The sequence below is a fragment of the Kosakonia arachidis genome (genome assembly GCF_900116535.1).
GTDB lineage: Bacteria > Pseudomonadota > Gammaproteobacteria > Enterobacterales > Enterobacteriaceae > Kosakonia > Kosakonia arachidis.
In genome coordinates, this window is sequence record NZ_FPAU01000003.1 from 303,782 (window position 1) to 320,620 (window position 16,839).

Below are 16,839 nucleotides of genomic sequence, written 5' to 3' on the forward strand. Positions count from 1 at the left end.
ATGCTAAATATCTCTGGCAGGAGCATTATGCACAGGCATAGTGCTCCTGTATTTGTTTTAGGAGAAATGTAGCAGCAATTAAATGTCAACAAAAATTCAGGCTGAACTATTCGTCCGAATACATCATCGCGGCTTGGGTGCGGTTATTCACATTCAGACGGCGGAAAATAGATTCCAGATGCGCTTTCACTGTACCGGCGCTGATATTTAACTGGCGACTGATTTGTTTATTGGATTCCCCGGCAGCCAGCAGCTTGAGGATTTCACGCTGGCGCTCGCTGAGCCGCGTAATCGCGCCGTGTCCGCCATCCAGCAGAGTGATGCTTTCCTGCGGGAAGCAGAGCATCCCCAGTGCCGCCGTGCGCAGTGTCTGCGCGATGGTTTCCGGCGGTGAATCACGCCTGACAAATGCAATCGCATGGTGATGCAAAAACTGCCTGAGTAAGGTCGGCTGGCATTTATTCATCAGCATCACTACCGGAATAGTAGGGTGGTGCAATGCCAGCGTATCGAGTAATTCAAGACTCTCTGTTTTATTTCCGTCACCATCCAGCAGAATTAGTGATGCCGGAAATTCATTTAGTGTGTCATTAATTTCATTCTGATTATTCAGTCCCCGGATTTTTACATTTGGGATAAGTTGCGAAAGTACTGATGCCATTCCTTCAATAAATATCGACTGCTTGTCAATCATGAGTACATGCATGCGTCATCTCCACGTAATAGTTTTCGTCAATGAGCCTGGTAATCATCAAAGTATTAAATGAAATGGAAAAAATGAAACAGGCTGGTTGTCATAGGTCTTTTAACCGATATGGCAAATTAGCGAAGATGAAATAGACAACCTGATCAGTAAAATATCATATATTAAAAATGGCCGTTTCGCTATTTTAGAAATAATGAGTAAGAGGAGTATGATAAATAGCCTGACATACACGTTATCCTTCAAACTGCCTCTTTGTTGGCTTCACCTTTGCACCCCAGTCACTTACTTATGTAAGCTCCTGGGCTGCGCAGTCTTGCCGCCTCAACGCAGTGTGAATGATTTTGTGTATAGCAAGGGAAAAGGGAATTTCGACAGGCGGGTTAATGCAGTGGATAGCGGGCCGCGACAGGACAAGTAATCGCCAACAGTTTGACGCGGCGCTGGTTTTTTCATCACTTAGCAGCTGAATGCGCGATCGTGGCTTGCATAGCCGCGAACGGCAGGTATAATCCCACACGTTTCCGCATCCCCTTCAGTGCCGAAGTGGCGAAATCGGTAGACGCAGTTGATTCAAAATCAACCGTAGAAATACGTGCCGGTTCGAGTCCGGCCTTCGGCACCAAAAGCATGTAAATGGACCTCAACTGAGGTCTTTTTTTATGCCTGAAATCCTCGCCACACAAGGCTTTCCACGATTTTCACCTCAACTGAAGTCAATCTGAGTTACCCCACATCAACATGCTTGTGAGTATAGAACCGAGTATATATGCTGGTTCGATATTGCTTATATATTCACGGCAGTACTATGGAAGGATAGCCGCTATGGCACTAACAGATACTAAGGTTCGTTCTGCTAAATCTGAGGAAAAAGAGTATTCACTTGTTGATGGTGATGGCATGTTTTTGCTGATTCACCCCAATGGCTCAAAATATTGGCGTTTCCGCTTTCGCTTCGGTGGTAAACAGCATTTGATGGCGTTCGGCGTTTACCCGGATGTTTCGCTGGCGGATGCCAGGAAGAAAAGGGAAGAGGCCAGAAAGCTGGTAGCTGCTGGTATCGATCCTCGTGAGCATAAACGTGCTGTGAAAGAAGAGCAGGCGAAAGAGATTATTACTTTCGAGAAGGTTGCCAGAGAGTGGCTTGCGACCAACCAAAAATGGTCGGAAGATCATGCTAATCGCGTAAAAAAGAGCTTGGAGGACAATATCTTCCCGGCAATTGGTACTCGCGCCATTACTGAATTGGGTACTCGTGATTTACTGGCACCAATTAAAGCGGTGGAATTGTCTGGACGTCTTGAGGTGGCTTCTCGTCTCCAACAGCGCACTACAGCCATCATGCGTTATGCAGTGCAAAGCGGGCTTATTGATTACAACCCAGCGCAGGAGATGGCTGGAGCCGTCGCATCTGGCAATCGACAACATCGCCCGGCGCTGGAATTAAAGCGCATCCCTGAGTTACTCGAGAAAATAGACGGCTATACCGGCAGGCCGCTAACCCGCTGGGCAACGGAACTCACTCTGCTTATCTTTATTCGCTCCAGTGAGCTGCGTTTTGCTCGCTGGTCAGAGATCGATTTTGAAACATCAATGTGGACCATCCCGCCTGAGCGAGAGCCTATTCCCGGCGTGAAACATTCTCAGCGAGGATCAAAGATGCGTACACCTCATCTGGTGCCGCTTTCAAAGCAGGCGCTGGTAATCCTGAAGCAGATAAAACAGTTCTGTGGCGAACATGAGCTGATTTTTATTGGCGATCACGATCCGCGTAAGCCCATGAGTGAAAACACCGTGAATAGTGCTCTGCGGGTGATGGGTTATGACACCAGGGTGGAGGTTTGTGGTCATGGCTTTCGCACAATGGCTTGTAGCTCATTGATTGAGTCAGGTCTATGGTCCAAAGATGCGGTCGAACGCCAAATGAGCCATATGGAACGTAATTCGGTACGAGCTGCTTATATTCATAAGGCGGAACATCTGGATGAACGCAAGCTGATGTTGCAGTGGTGGGCTGATTTTTTGGATGCAAACCGGGAGAAGGGGATTACGCCGTTTGACTATGCGAAGATCAATAGGGGTAATGGTGAGTGAAAGGAGGGGCATATTTGTTGAATTAAATCTAATCGACCAGCCTTAAGGAGCAGGCTGGGGTTTTTCTCAGTTGCATTTTCACTTGAGAGTACTACACGCCCAGAGATCTTGTTTTGGGCAAAGAGGAGATTCGTGTCCTCTATTGGTGGGTGGAGACATGCTACCTTATATTTTTATAAGTATTCGACACCCATATCCAAACCAGTAGCTCTCAAATTTTTAATAGCATACTCAGATTAAACTTTGACTAATATATATAAAAGAGAGGCGCAACTTATCTTCTTTTTTATTAAGCTCCATTTTTAATGGTAATTGTTAAATATATAAAATCTATGTCTAGTGTTTTTAATGGAAATACCATTTCAAAATTTATTGATTAAGCTATTCCAGCTTTCTAACCTGATGGGCGGACTAGATGTAAACTCAACATTATGTCGTTGTTTGCTTTCTTCAAGATCATTATTAGAGAGACCAGCAATAACAACACTTCTGATGTTTATATCTTTATCAGGATCAACGCTTAATTTACCTCTTGGTCCAATTAATGCATTTGAGAAGCCAGTCCCAGTTTCGACCTGCTCCCTTACCTCATGAAAGTATTTTCTATATTTTTTATAATCTCTATAAATAACACTAATTCTCTCTCTAACTTGTTGTATTGCCTCATTTGTTTTTTGTGATAGATTGCCGTATCCAGATTGATTCATAAGATTAAAGTTAGCACCCTTGATCTCTATGAAAGTAACGTCCATTCGTGAACGGCCGGAAAGAATAACATAATCAACAAAGCCATTAGCAATTTGTAATTCTGGTAAAACAATGTACTCCTCTTTTGGATTAGCATAAAAACTAGCGAAAAAAGATAAATCCTTCTTTAGGAACTCTGCTATTTCACGTTCGGTTGGATTAGTTTCAATAAAATTAGCGATTTCTGTTTTTAATATAGAGCGCTCTTTTATTAGTAATCTTTTAGTGATTATGCTGCTATCTTCAACATAAGATTTTTTAGTATAGGGATAAAGTTGCTGACGAAGATATTCTATTTTTTTAAAAGCCTTTTATTTTTTAATGTACTATCTAATAACTCTTCATGGGAACAGCCAAGCATTATTTGTGTTTTTTTCAGTGTTGTTTTCACCCAATTAGGCGAATTGTTATGGCCAAATGTTACAATGTCAAAACTTCCATAGCCAGAAAAGCCTTCTTCATAATGTTCAATAATTATAGTGTCATTGTCGATAAATCCCTCATCTATTAGCTGCTTACGGATGTATTCCACGGAGTTGGTTACACTCGTCGGGCTTTGATCATCGAGATCCGTTAGTAATGAAAATTGAATGCCCTCATGCAAAAATATCCTAACTCGGCATATTGAATATTCATGTGAATAATCGTTTGGCTTAAATTTGAAAATAAAATCACTTACTTTCATCATATTTCCTTATACAACAATTTTTTTAAATTCCGTTACATCGTCCAGTGATTCGAAATAACTTCCGCTTGTTTTAATATTAACTCCACCGCCCCCGGCATTTTATCGGGTGGATACTTATACCGACGCAGAGTCTGGCGAACCAGGATACGCAATCTCGCACGCACGCTTTCGCGCACTTGCCAGTCCACGGTTGTGGATTGCCGTAGCTTCAGTGTCACTTCTATCGCCAGTTTCTTAAGTACCTCATCCCCCAACTCACTAACGGCGCTTTCGTTTTCTGCCAGTGCGTCGTAGAAGGCGATCTCGTCAGGATTCAGGCCAAGCGCATCATCACGCGCCATTGCGGACTGAAAATCCTTCGCCATCTGGATCAGCTCTTCAATCACCTGCGCCGTCTCAATAGCCCGGTTATTGTATTTAATCAACACCGCCTGAAGACGTTCAGAATACTTCTTCTCCTGCACTACGTTATTTTTAGTGCGGGACTGGATACCATCATTAATCAGTTTTTCCAGCAATTCTACCGCCAGGTTGCGATATGGCATATCGTGGACTTCTTGCAAAAACTCATCCGAAAGTAAACCAATATTAGGTTTATCCAATCCTGCTAGCGTAAAAATATCATCCACGCCGTTAGCAATTACGGCATTATCCAGAATCTGTTTCAGCGCGGAGTTCTTCTCGGCCTGGCTTATTTTTTTGTCCACGCTGGTAAATTTGCTGATAGCGGCCTTCACCGCAGACAAGAAAGCAATCTCCAGTTTATAAGGCTGCGCCGCATCCAGCGTACAGCAAAGCGACCAGGCTTTAGTAATTGCCAGTACGTTATCAAGAAAACGCTTCTTACCGTCCTCAAGGCCGAGCACGTAGTTTGCAACAGGCACCAACAGCTTTTGTGCGTGAGCTTCAAAGCCGGTGTAGTCAAAACCTGCTGACGTTGCTGTTTTGGCAAACATACCGTGGATGATATCCAACTTTTCCAGCATGATTGCCAGCGCTTCTTCTGCGTTGATGGTCGCATCACCTTTACCGTTTGCATCGGTGTAGGTTTTCAGCGCCAGTTTCAGTTCATTGGCGATTCCGATGTAATCAACCACCAGCCCGCCGGGTTTATCTTTGAATACCCGGTTGACGCGGGCAATGGCCTGCATCAGGTTATGGCCGCGCATCGGCTTGTCGATATACATGGTGTGACAGCAGGGGGCGTCGAAGCCGGTCAGCCACATATCACGCACGATCACCAACTTCAGCGGGTCGTTCACATTCTTGAAACGGGACTCCAGCCGTTTTTTAGTTCGCTTGTTGTAGATATGCGGTTGCAGCATTGCTTTGTCGGACGCTGTACCGGTCATCACGATTTTGATTTGTCCTTTTTCAGGATCGACATCGTGCCACTCCGGACGTAGCGCAATAATTTCATCGTAAAGATGGACGCAGATTTCACGGCTCATCGCGACAATCATCGCCTTGCCGTCCATGACGGTATTGCGCTTCTCAAAGTGAGAAATCAGATCGGCGGCAACCTGCTGGAGACGAGGTTTAGCACCAACCAGTTTCTCCAGACGGCTCCATTCACCTTTGGTTTTTTCACGCAGGTCCAGTTCATCATCTTCAATCAGTTCATCAACCTGATCGGAGAGTGCCGCCAGTTCTTCATGATTGAGATCGAGTTTCGCCAGCCGGGATTCGTAGTGAATAGGCACCGTTGCGCCATCGTCCACCGCATCCTGAATATCGTAAATCGAGACGTAATCGCCAAATACAGCGCGGGTATCGCGATCCTCTGCCGAAACCGGCGTTCCAGTGAATCCCAAAAACGAGGCGTTAGGCAGCGCGTCACGCATATGTTTAGCGTAACCGTATTTATAGACGCCAGTTTCCCGGTCCAGGTTGGCTTTCATGCCGTACTGGCTGCGGTGCGCTTCATCGGAAATAACAACGATGTTGCTGCGCCCATTGAGAACCGGATGGGCGTTTTCCCCTTCCTCCGGGGAGAACTTCTGCACAGTGGTAAAGATAATGCCGCCAGCATCGCGGGTTGCAAGCAGTTCACGCAGTGCTTCGCGATCATCCGCCTGCACTGGCATCTGTTTGAGCAGTTCCTGCGCCTGACAGAAGGTGCCGTAAAGCTGACCGTCCAGATCGTTACGATCGGTCACGACCACAATCGTCGGGTTGCCCATCTCCGGCTGTTGCAACAATTTGCCGACGTAGCAACACATGGAGATACTTTTACCGGAACCCTGCGTATGCCAGACCACACCTGCTTTCTTACTGCCCGGCTGAATGTTGCTGTGCAGCGCCAGTTGCTTACCTGTAGCAGCGACGATTGTCGCCTGCACCGCCTCACGCACCGCGTGGAACTGGTGATAACCGGCTATTTTTTTAATCAGCCTTTCATCGTTGTTTTCGAACAGAACGAAGTAACGGATATAGTCGAGCAGTTGTTCCTGGTTAAAGAACCCCCGTACCATAGTTTCCAGTTGCCATTCCAGCAGGGGCTTATCATTTTCATTGCTGATGGTCTTCCACGGCATAAAACGCTCTTCCGTGGCCGTCAGGGATCCCACACGAGCCAGATAACCATCGCTGACAATCAGCGCTTCATTGCATATAAACAGATCGCGAATTTCATCTTTATAGGTCTGTAACTGGTGGTAGGCATCCCAGATATCTACCTTGTCGTCGATGGGGCTTTTCAGTTCCAAAACCGCCAGCGGCAGCCCGTTAATAAAGCAGATGATATCCGGGCGACGAGGCTGTTTCGTTCCGCTGATGGTCATTTGATTGACCACCATAAAACGGTTGTTTTGCGGCTGGTTAAAATCTACCAGCAGGGCGTGATCGTGGATAAGCTCTTCGTCGCGACGATACTGAACCGGAACACCTTCCAATAACCAATGATGAAAGGCTTTGTTACTAGCAATCAGATCCGGGCTTTCAGCGCGGGTAATACGGGAGATAACCTGTTCGAAGACGTCTGAAGGCAGGTGTGGGTTAAGTTTTTGCAGGCAGGAGGTTAACACGGGCGTCAGGAATACATCATGATAGTTGGCGCGTTGTGGGTTACTGCCATCAGGGGCAATATCCGGCCCGTGATGAATTTCCCAGCCTTGATCTGCAAACCAGCCCAGGCATAATGTTTCAAGTGTAGACTCGTTCATTTATGCCTCCTTGTCATCACTATCTTCAATAGAAAGTATATTTTTAATAACATACTCACGTGCTGACTCTGGATAACCTGCTTTTCTCAATATGATTCTTGTTTTTGCAAGCATACTTTCTTTCAATGAGTCACGCTCTTGCCAGTCTATTAATTTACCTTTTGCAAGAGTGTTGGCTATTTCATTAGCCATAAACTCTAATTTCTTAACGTCAATGCTGTTGGCTTCAGTCGGTGTTAATAATAGATCCATTATTGAGTTGGACGCACGGATTTTCGAACTGTTACTTTCAAATGAGATTGGTGTTGTTTCTTGGTGGAAATCTGCAGATTCAGAAACCTCTATCTTTTCTGATTTATTTTTTTCAATTTCAGCAATGAATACATTACAATAATCCGCAGCACCAATCAAGTCAGGGAAAAGGCTGGCGTGATGTACGTTCATACGGCGAAGATATTTTAAACACTCGCCTTGATTTTCATTTTTTATATAAATTTTGCAGATGTATTTAGCCAAAATATAGGCTTCTTCATCCTCTGATGCATTTGAAAAATCATCACCGTGAACCTCTTCATTACTTAATATTTCGGCCAGTTTATTTTCAATGGTTGCATCATGTGGCGAATAAGTAAACAACCCCGCTTGGCTTACTAATCGGCCATGATCATCTTTTTTTGGTTCAAATAACCTGATATCTTGGCAAATTTCTTCATCAACTATAAATGTTTTGTTTAAAACATAAATCGAGCGATATGGGTTGTCATCTTCTTCAATTTGGTCTTCTTTGCAAAAGGCGAAAAAAAGGGCAACATATGGAGAGTATGTCCAATCCAATAAAGGTGTCATTAAACCATGGTGCTGACCAATAGACCACAATTCATCATCTTCTGGACCATCATCCAGCAAACTATGATCCTTTATTCTTCCCCTAATGGCTTTTCTAAAAAGAATTAATTGCCGCTCTGCAAGTTCTTTAGTGACAATTCCATTTGATGTAACTCTTCCCAATGTTGGTGTCATGCCCCAATCGAAACGTCTATGACCTCGAAAAACTAGTTGTATATCATTTTGATTAAAAAAATCACTTTCTAATAAATTAGTAAAATCATGCCAATCATCAATCCTAGTTACAGGAATTCGGCCACTAAATTTATCAGCAGTAATAACAAAACTCTGCTTAGGTAAAGTGCTTTCCCATTTTGGGATTTTGTTCCAGTAATTATCTGGTATTTTACTCATTTCATGCCCCTTCCATAATTATTTTAGGAAAGAGAGATTGATTTGATAAATCAATTTCACCAGATATAAGCTTAGGAAGTAGAATATCTCGAAGTTGCTCTAGCGATTTGTTTTGTAATGAAATATTTTTCTTACAATCGAACAAGTTTTTGACGAAGCCATGAAAAGCTGATATCAGCTTTTCACTGTCTCTATCTTCAACAGGAATAGTACATGGAGTAGCTAGTACAATATCAGAATTTACTGCTGGATATGCGCCACCATCGGCTAAATGAGCTAATCGCTCAATATTATCTTTAGAAGTAGCACAGATGTATATAAAGGTACTGAAATGATTTTTTTTCGGTGTCAATACCGCAAAACCAGTGCTTCCGGTTAAATTATCTTCATCAATGAAAGCATAGGAACCGTTTCCTGGCCTAACAGTTCCTACGATAGTGTCGCCTGACTTCAATTTTCTACGAGCACGACTTGGCGCATCAGCAAATAAAAACTCTTCTGTAGAGTGAATAACTCCCCATTTTGTGTTGGCCAAATCAACATAATTTAATGATTCTGGTGCATTTTTCTTAGACCAAGATAAAGTATTAAGTAATGCAAGACTCGATAAGTCTGTATTAATCCATCCGACAGGAATATCGCCAAGCTTGCTCTTCAGCATTTCAGCCGGGAATAACTCAGCCAGAGCTCTAAGTTCAGCATATTTTCCTGGCTGCTCTCGCTCAAAATCGGCCAAGTAAACAGCGTCTTTTCCAGAGATTACCGTCATGGCCGCAAGTGTTGCCTCTTCCTGCGTACCCGCGGCCTCTAATACGGCTATTTTTGCTTTTACCGGTTCAAAATCAACAAACCAAGACTTGAACAGAGCTTGCGCCATTTGTTCAAGTGTTAAGTTCATTCTTCTGTTGACAGATATTTTATCCTCTAATTTTTTTAATACAGATGCGATTTTTTCTTGTTCATGTTTTGATTTTGGTACAGTGATACTGGCCATATGAACATGATTTCTGTTAATTCCGGGAACAGCAGCTTTATCACTAAAAGAATGAAAATTAATTGTCTGTAATAAGTAATAGATAAATAGTGGCGAATTACCTTTAAAATCATCAACATACAGAGTGGTATTCAGAGGCCAGAAATTTTCAGGTATATAGAACACTTCACCTATGGTGCCGTATCGGCCGGTTACCACACCAGGGCCTTCTATCATGGAAACATTATGCGATCCAGAATAACCAGAAGATGAAATAACAGGAACAGTCCCATCTTTACGTTTTGCTTTTGGTAGATCATATCCACGTTTAAGGTTTATAAAATCACCTAATGTGGTCTCAATCCATTCAAAACTCATAACCCAGCCCCCTCAGATTCGCCTTAATCTGTTTCTCTAGCTCAGCACTTTCTGCAAATTGCTCTTTAAGCTGGCCGGTTAACCATGTCATTTTTTCGGCAAACGGTTCATCATCTCCTTCCTGCTCGGCAGCTCCGACATAACGCCCTGGTGTAAGAACAAACCCTTTTTTCTTTATATCATCCAGCGTGGCTACATAGCAGAAACCAGCTTCATCTTCATAATTTTTATCAGTCTGCCAAGCATGGAAAGTATTGGTAATCTTTTTGATATCATCAGGCGTAAAATCACGCAATACACGATCTTTCATAAAGCCAATCTGGCGAGCATCAATAAATAGAACCTCACCTTTACGATGAGCCTTACCATTACCGCCTGATTTGTCTTTGGTCAGCAGCCAGATACAGGCCGGGATTTGGGTGTTGGTAAACAACTGTCCCGGTAAGGCCACCATACATTCCACCAGATCCGCCTCAATAATCGCCCGGCGAATTTCACCCTCACTGTTGGTATTGGAACTCATCGAACCGTTCGCCAGCAGCAGCGCCATAGAACCTTTCGGTGCCAGGTGGTGGATCATATGCTGCATCCAGGCAAAGTTGGCATTGCTCTGTGGTGGTGTACCGTACTGCCAGCGGACGTCATCTTCCAGCTTCGCATTCCACCACTCTTTCATATTGAACGGTGGGTTAGCCATGACAAAATCGGCACGCAGATCCGGATGCTGGTCGTTCAGGAAAGTATCGGCGTTTTGTTTACCGAAGTTAAAGTCGATGCCACGAATCACCATATTCATCGCAGCCAGACGCCAGGTGGTAGGGTTGGACTCCTGCCCATAAACGGAGATATTGCGCTTTTGCTCGGCAGCGTTGTAACGTTTTTCATCTGCGTGCGCTTCGATAAAGCGATCGCTGGAAACGAAAAAACCACCAGACCCCATCGCCGGGTCATAAACGCGGCCATTATAGGGCTGGAGCATTTCAACAATCAGCGTGACGATGCTTTTTGGCGTGTAATACTGGCCGCCCTGTTTGCCTTCCGCCAGCGCGAACTGACCGAGGAAGTACTCGTAGACATGTCCGAGGATGTCTTTGCTCTTCAAATTGAGCTTCACACCATTGTATTCAGGTTCGCTGAAGCTGGTATCTGAAAAAACGTTGATCAGGCTGATCAACAGATCGTTACCTAGTTGAAAGTGCCCGATACGGTTGAGGATATTCTTCAACTTCGTGTTGCTGTTCTCAATTGTATCCAGCGCAATATCAATAAGCTTCGATACCGACGTCATCACGATATTTTTACCACTATCGTCTTTCCCCAGAACCGTCCCTACAGGCAGGGCTGCGTTGGTTTTGAGCGTTTCCCAGCGAGCCAGCTTTGGCACCCAGAAGACGTTTTTCTCGGTGTAATAGTCTTGGACTTCCAGTTCTTCTGCGATCGCCTGCTGGTACGCCTCTTCTGTGTCGTAATCGTCACGAGAAAGCGCGTAAATGTTGTCTGTGTTGGACTTGTCTTCAAACAGCCCTTTCAGTTCCTTCTGACGGGCGTCAAAGGCATCTGAAACATACTTCAGAAAGATAAGCCCCAGTACCACATGCTTGTAGTTGGCTGCGTCCATATTGGCGCGTAGCTTGTCTGCGGCTTTCCAGAACTTAGTATCCAGATCGTTCAGAAATTGCTGTTCAGCGTTGTCCATCAAAACCTCAAAAAATCATCTGTGCCTGGTTCGGTATCCAGGTTAAGTAAAATCAGGGAAATTGCTAGGGATCATACCCTGACGTCAGCGCGATACCAAGATGAAGGGCTGATTTCCGCATCGATACTTTGTGGCAAGGGGGATTACTCTTTTACACTGATTGGCGCAATAATGGCGGTATTATTCATATCTCTACCGGAGCATCGTACGCGCTATGACAACTCTCGTTTTTTCCTATTCCCATCACCAAATTTGCCAGCCACGATGAAGGTTATGTTCAGGTCGTCGATGCCGTTTCTCGCGCTATTGCTGCTATGGAGGCGAGAAAGCCACAGCAAAGTACACCTGTTCCTGCCCAGCCTTTGGTTAGTACAGCGGATACAGTTTTTACACCTCGTTCCAGCAATCTTTCTCTACCAAAGAGTTTTACTGACCTTGATAAAGATCGTGCCCGTCGAGAGGGTTTTGAGTATGTCGCTCGTTACTTTGCTAACTCGCTGGACGAACTCAAAAAGCGCCATGCAGGGCTAGACGTTGATTCCCACCGACCTGATAACGATTCCTTCACATGTGCCGTATATGTCAACGGTGGCAAGGTTGGTCAGTGCGGAATCTGGCGTAGCAATCAACATCATGGAATGGGAGATATCTGTTATAGCCAGGATAATGTTGTTCGAAATAGCTATAACGAATGCCTGAATCTTGCTGATAACGGTCAAACGCTTGGTTTTCGTGCTCTGATGGGGGGATATGGCAGAAGCAATTCACCAGAACAGCTGCTGACGAATGAAGGGATGTCTGAACACCTCTGGGAAATGTTCTTTGAAGTAGTCAAGCAGCGTATGTCCCGGTGATTCACAACGCTCAGATCGCGTAACTAGTCCGATCTGAGCACTGCCGTCCGTGCGAATGACGAATGGAATTTAGAAATGTAGCAACTTACCCTTGCCAGGGTATTGCTACTTCAGTGCATTATCCTCATGTTAAAATCATGGGCGCTAATGTAGCGGATCATGTGGAGTTGCAGCTTGGCATCTCCCCAACAAGCAGGCCAATTCAGGTGTAATTATTCTGCCAGCAGGCCTCCTCAATGCTGTAAATACCGGTCCCGCAGGCAGTGCAGCGTTTTTCCCCGCTGTAATGGTTAGCGCACCAGACGCAGTACCAGTCCAGCGACATTACCGGGGAATCCAGGGTGTTGAAAAGACTGCGTAATGTTCTTCTGCGTATCTCCGCTTTCACTGCCGGGTCAATATGCGCACAGCTCATCAACGTACTGGCAGCTACTGTCCTCTGGTCATGTTCGAACCAGGGTGAGTCAGCGTGCGTGCCGGTATGGAAGATGAGTCGACAGCCACAGGATACGCAGCTCCATAACTGTCCCGGCATGTTCGCCGCTTCACTGGTCGTCACAAAATGCCCACGGTGGTCACTGGCGAGGTAGCATTTCAGCATACGAATTTCGCCGTTCTGTTCCTTACTGGTAACGGTCTTAAAGTTCATCGGACTGACTCCTTACCGCCATACGACATGCAGGCAGGTACCGTCCAGGAACGAGATGGCTGTCTGTGTGGAGGATGGCGGGTTACAGGTTGATTATGGATGACTGGAACTGATGGTTCAGGGGGGCGGCTGCAAATGGGGCAGGGTTTCTCGCCGCAATAGCGGCGTTTGCAACGTTCGCACTGCCAGCGGGGCGGTATGCAGTTAGCCGTTTGACGGGAATGACATTTCCCGGTGGACGAGGGCTGTATATTCAGGCTCTCCGCGAGTCTGCAATGCGTTGTTGCATCCAGCTTTCTACTTCGCTTTTATACCAACGGGAACTCCGTCCCAGTTTGATGGGTTTTGGGAATTCGCCATCCTGAATAAGCTTGTAGAACCACTTGTCAGTCATACCTGTGTACGTGGTGATGAATGTCATATCGATAAGCGGGTCTTCTGCGCAAAGAACGGGGTTATAGGTAGCGGTCATGGAATCTCTCCCTCTGAAAATGAATGGTGGGAGGAGTCCGGCGTGGTTGAGTAACATTGCACACAGGTACTCCTTCAGAGGATTGGGATTGCCTGTAAAAAAATACCTGACGGTTGGTTAACCCCTGTCTTACGGGTCATGAGCGAAGGGTCAGTCAGCCCTGACTACAGCCGAAGTTACGCTCCCCGTCACCGGTGATTTTGGTATAGTCTTTGGCAAGATAAGAGGCCCGCTCCAGCCCCTGTTGGATCTGCGTGTTGTTATCACGGTCAATCCACAGCGCCGGGTTTTCAGGAAAATGGGCCAGCGTTGCATATTCCTGCGTATCTACCCGCAAAGCGCTACACCATGCCTGTTTAATAAGCCCGGCGAGAGAGCCCGGATCGCTGTAATTTCCGGCAGAGCACCACGTCTCGCGATTCAGCAATAAGACCATGTGATAGTGTTTTTTACCGTTCTTTGGGCCATATTCCCTGGCCCATATATAACGCAGCGTGGTGGCATGTACGCGTTTCCCTTCCTTTTGTTTACGTTGCTGGTAGGCATAAATCTTTGATTTCAGTGAGTCGGTAAAGCGAGATATTACTGCTGCATCTGTCGCAGCCGGAATATCAGGTGTCCGCAGATCAACCCTCAGCATTAAAATTCGTGGATAAACCTTCAGGGCGTTCAGGAAGATGTCGGTAATACGTTGTTGCCAGAAAGGGTTAAAGGTGTGGTTCATTGTTGAAATCTCCGGTGGATTATCGTTCATATCAATCACCGGAGTGGTAAAAAAAGATTCGAAACAGCTATTTTCCCAGGTGCTTAAAACTGAGTAATTATATTTCAGTTTAATTGGATTAAGTCATCTCTGATTACGGAAGGGTTATTAAGACAGGATCTGTGGCTATAAGCGTACAAGGGATGAAGAGGGAGACAGGTAGATATTACCAATCCGACAGTCAGTGTTATGTGATGTGCATGCATATGCAGTCTATGCACTATCAATGCACCCTGTTCTGGCCGTACAGCCACTCTGGAGTTACTGTAGTATTCCTGTGTAGCATTGTTAATGCAATTAAATGACTTGTATCCTACTACCTGTAAGGATAAACACGCTGATTATGGAACGTTTTTTCCTTGTTTTTTCTTCTAAAAAACAGTGATTTTTATACGATAAATCTTTATTGATACCTGATTTTAAGTTACCGTGGAAGGAGACGCGAGAGAGGGAGTTGGACATGAATGATGAGCGTGTAAAAATGATGAGAATTAAATCTGCACAGGCACTGGCAGGAGATGCCACGGAGCTGATAAAGGAATATCTTTCAACTGTACCATTGCACATACTCAGGCGCACATTAATCTCTCTCAACCTGACGATAGCTAACTCCCTTTTTCCTCAGATAGCCAATAATGCTCCGGAAATAATAAATTTTATCTGTTCTGGTGTCGCTTATGATAAGAATAAATATTCTTTTGATAAAATAGTAAGACTTGTTAAGGATGCAGGGGATGATGCTTTCTCAGACAGCTGCATTACATGGCTTAAAAATGATAATGAGGCATGCCACTATTTCTGGTGGGCTCTGATACATCTCGAATGGAAGGATGTCTTTAAGCTACTTAGAGCGGATAACATCCATCGCTACAGTGATGTAGAGGATCAGCGTCGGGCGGTATTGGTTTCTGATACTTTTGAAATCAACAGGCTGACAGCCGGGCATAAAGAACGTTATAAATCAATTTTGACGATATTAAATTCATTACCGTTTGCAAACACTGAAATTAATATTCTGACGTCTTATTTGTCCCGTCACTATAAGGAGAGGAAAGAAATATGTAGAAGTGAGGTCAACATGACCTCTTTGATAAAAAGTAAAGAGTCAGTTTCTTTTTCAATCCGCTATTTACAGAAAAAGAATATGTTCTCAGCTGATTTAGTGCCCCTAACTGAGAGTGATAACAAATATGCTTTAACCACACAGCTTTACCTTTTGAGTAGAGAAGACAAGTTTGAAACACTGGTCACCTCACTGACTAAAGCCTGGTCACAAAAGAAAGTGCGTGAAAAAAGAAAAGAGACGGATAAAAAACAGACTGCCGTACTTTCCGGCCTGAGCAAAGAAAGTATCAGAATGCTCAAGGAATTATCAAAAAAACACAGTATGAGCCACTCAGAACTGATGGAACTGGCTGTACAATCTTTGTTCAAACAAATTCGATAATTCAATATAAAATCATATATATATCATTGTAATGGATAACGGAAACTCCCGGCTGCTGGGTGTATGTTCTGTCAGAATGTGAAACAGGAGCTGTGACATACCCTGTCGTACCCGGGTCCGTTAGCGCAAAAACTCACCGTTTCGGGTGACACATCCGTGCAATAGCCCCTTTTACAGTGTGACCTCACATCACACTGACTGAGGACGGATAATGGCTGTCTACCGTAATGATCCTGATTTGAATCTGCTGGGCCAGTGCAGCAATGAAGAACTGCAATTACTGGTTTCCATCCTGACCACTGACCCACGCGATGGCGACACTCGCTGGACAGAGAGTCTGACCAGTACTCCGGAGTACCGCCTGTTAGCACCAGACCACCGCCGCTACTGGCAACTGATAGCCGCTGAGTTTCAGCGTTACGGCGCGAATACCCTGGCGAGTCTGGTCCGGCTGGGGCAAGGCGTGGCCTATAGGGAAATTCTCGTTGATGTCTGTGACAAGCTTGATGTGAATTACAACCAGAAAAGTACTACCGAAACTATTGAGCTTGCTCTGCTGATGAAGGTACTGGAAAAGAGCCTGGATCAGATGACACCGGAAGAGCTGGCTGCTTTTTCCCGCAATATGCATCTGGATCTGACAAACCCCACGCCGCAACTCATTCTTATCGCCGTACAGGCTGCCATACGGACTTCCTCGCTGGCTGCGCTGGAGCTGGCAACGATGTTGTCTGCCAGTGTCATTGCCTCTCTGGGTGGTATTGCCACCTGGGGGACAGTTGTGGTTGCTTCGCGCGCACTTTCCGTACTGGCGGGTCCACTTGCCATCGCATTGAGTTCATCATGGATGGTTTCCGGCCTCGCCGGTCCGGCTTATCGGGTCACGATACCAGCATGCATCATCGTGTCCTGGCTGAGACAGCAGCGCCTTTCCCGTTAACACCTTTTTACTTAACCACCAGCCCCGACAGG

14 protein-coding genes and 1 tRNA gene are annotated in these 16,839 nt (G+C 45.2%); 5 read left to right on the plus strand and 10 right to left on the minus strand.

Annotated features, from left to right (window positions below; all coding sequences use genetic code 11):
* Positions 1 to 106: 106 nt before the first annotated feature.
* Positions 107 to 706, minus strand: coding sequence for a response regulator transcription factor (locus tag BM427_RS13015; protein WP_090122151.1), 600 nt, complete (start codon positions 704 to 706; stop codon positions 107 to 109).
* A gap of 537 nt (positions 707 to 1,243) precedes the next feature.
* Here BM427_RS13015 and BM427_RS13020 point away from each other — a divergent pair.
* Together BM427_RS13020 and BM427_RS13025 are read left to right on the plus strand one after the other, a co-directional pair.
* Positions 1,244 to 1,328 (plus strand) — tRNA-Leu (locus BM427_RS13020).
* Between the two features lie 200 nt (positions 1,329 to 1,528).
* The gene (locus tag BM427_RS13025; protein WP_090122153.1) at positions 1,529 to 2,797 is read left to right on the plus strand and encodes a tyrosine-type recombinase/integrase; all 1,269 of its coding nucleotides are present in this window, start codon (positions 1,529 to 1,531) and stop codon (positions 2,795 to 2,797) included.
* A gap of 362 nt (positions 2,798 to 3,159) precedes the next feature.
* Here the strand turns inward: BM427_RS13025 and BM427_RS13030 are convergent, their stop codons facing one another.
* Genes BM427_RS13030 through BM427_RS13055 form a run of 6 tightly spaced genes read right to left on the minus strand, consistent with a single transcriptional unit; the run spans position 3,160 to position 11,682 of the window.
* The gene (locus tag BM427_RS13030) at positions 3,160 to 3,840 is read right to left on the minus strand and encodes a Shedu anti-phage system protein SduA domain-containing protein (RefSeq protein ID WP_090122154.1); all 681 of its coding nucleotides are present in this window, start codon (positions 3,838 to 3,840) and stop codon (positions 3,160 to 3,162) included.
* Positions 3,837 to 4,229: a hypothetical protein gene (locus BM427_RS13035; RefSeq protein ID WP_090122155.1), complete on the minus strand. Its 393-nt coding sequence runs from the start codon at positions 4,227 to 4,229 to the stop codon at positions 3,837 to 3,839. Before BM427_RS13035 ends, BM427_RS13030 begins: the two co-directional genes overlap by 4 nt.
* A 35-nt stretch (positions 4,230 to 4,264) precedes the next feature.
* The gene (locus BM427_RS13040) at positions 4,265 to 7,396 is read right to left on the minus strand and encodes a type I restriction endonuclease subunit R (protein ID WP_090122157.1); all 3,132 of its coding nucleotides are present in this window, start codon (positions 7,394 to 7,396) and stop codon (positions 4,265 to 4,267) included.
* Positions 7,397 to 8,635 carry an FRG domain-containing protein gene (locus tag BM427_RS13045; RefSeq protein WP_208809130.1) on the minus strand — a complete coding sequence of 413 codons (1,239 nt, stop codon included), beginning with the start codon at positions 8,633 to 8,635 and terminating at the stop codon, positions 7,397 to 7,399.
* A gap of 1 nt (position 8,636) precedes the next feature.
* Positions 8,637 to 9,986, minus strand: a complete 1,350-nt coding sequence (locus tag BM427_RS13050) for a restriction endonuclease subunit S (protein ID WP_090122158.1) — start codon at positions 9,984 to 9,986, stop codon at positions 8,637 to 8,639.
* Complete coding sequence (locus tag BM427_RS13055; protein WP_090122160.1) at positions 9,976 to 11,682, minus strand: class I SAM-dependent DNA methyltransferase; 1,707 nt, start codon at positions 11,680 to 11,682, stop codon at positions 9,976 to 9,978. The genes BM427_RS13050 and BM427_RS13055 overlap by 11 nt, the downstream gene beginning before the upstream one ends.
* 314 nt (positions 11,683 to 11,996) lie before the next feature.
* On the opposite strand from BM427_RS13055, the gene BM427_RS26050 reads away from it, so the two are divergent.
* A complete protein-coding gene (locus BM427_RS26050) occupies positions 11,997 to 12,536 on the plus strand; it encodes a hypothetical protein (protein ID WP_244316524.1) in 540 nt (179 codons plus the stop codon).
* 202 nt (positions 12,537 to 12,738) lie between these two features.
* On the opposite strand, the gene BM427_RS13065 is transcribed toward BM427_RS26050, so the two are convergent.
* The 3 genes from BM427_RS13065 to BM427_RS13075 form a co-directional block, all read right to left on the minus strand.
* Positions 12,739 to 13,185 (minus strand): putative zinc ribbon protein, encoded by a 447-nt coding sequence (locus BM427_RS13065; protein WP_090122161.1) that lies wholly within the window; start codon positions 13,183 to 13,185, stop codon positions 12,739 to 12,741.
* 253 nt (positions 13,186 to 13,438) lie between these two features.
* A complete protein-coding gene (locus BM427_RS13070; protein WP_090122752.1) occupies positions 13,439 to 13,657 on the minus strand; it encodes a helix-turn-helix transcriptional regulator in 219 nt (72 codons plus the stop codon).
* Positions 13,658 to 13,811: 154 nt separating this feature from the next.
* Positions 13,812 to 14,381, minus strand: coding sequence for an inovirus Gp2 family protein (locus BM427_RS13075; protein ID WP_090122754.1), 570 nt, complete (start codon positions 14,379 to 14,381; stop codon positions 13,812 to 13,814).
* A gap of 499 nt (positions 14,382 to 14,880) precedes the next feature.
* Here BM427_RS13075 and BM427_RS13080 point away from each other — a divergent pair, with 499 nt between their 5' ends.
* Complete coding sequence (locus tag BM427_RS13080) at positions 14,881 to 15,867, plus strand: hypothetical protein (protein ID WP_090122163.1); 987 nt, start codon at positions 14,881 to 14,883, stop codon at positions 15,865 to 15,867.
* 211 nt (positions 15,868 to 16,078) lie between these two features.
* Entirely contained in the window at positions 16,079 to 16,807 is a 729-nt protein-coding gene (locus BM427_RS13085) for a DUF3944 domain-containing protein (protein WP_090122164.1), read from the plus strand.
* Positions 16,808 to 16,839 lie beyond the last annotated feature (32 nt).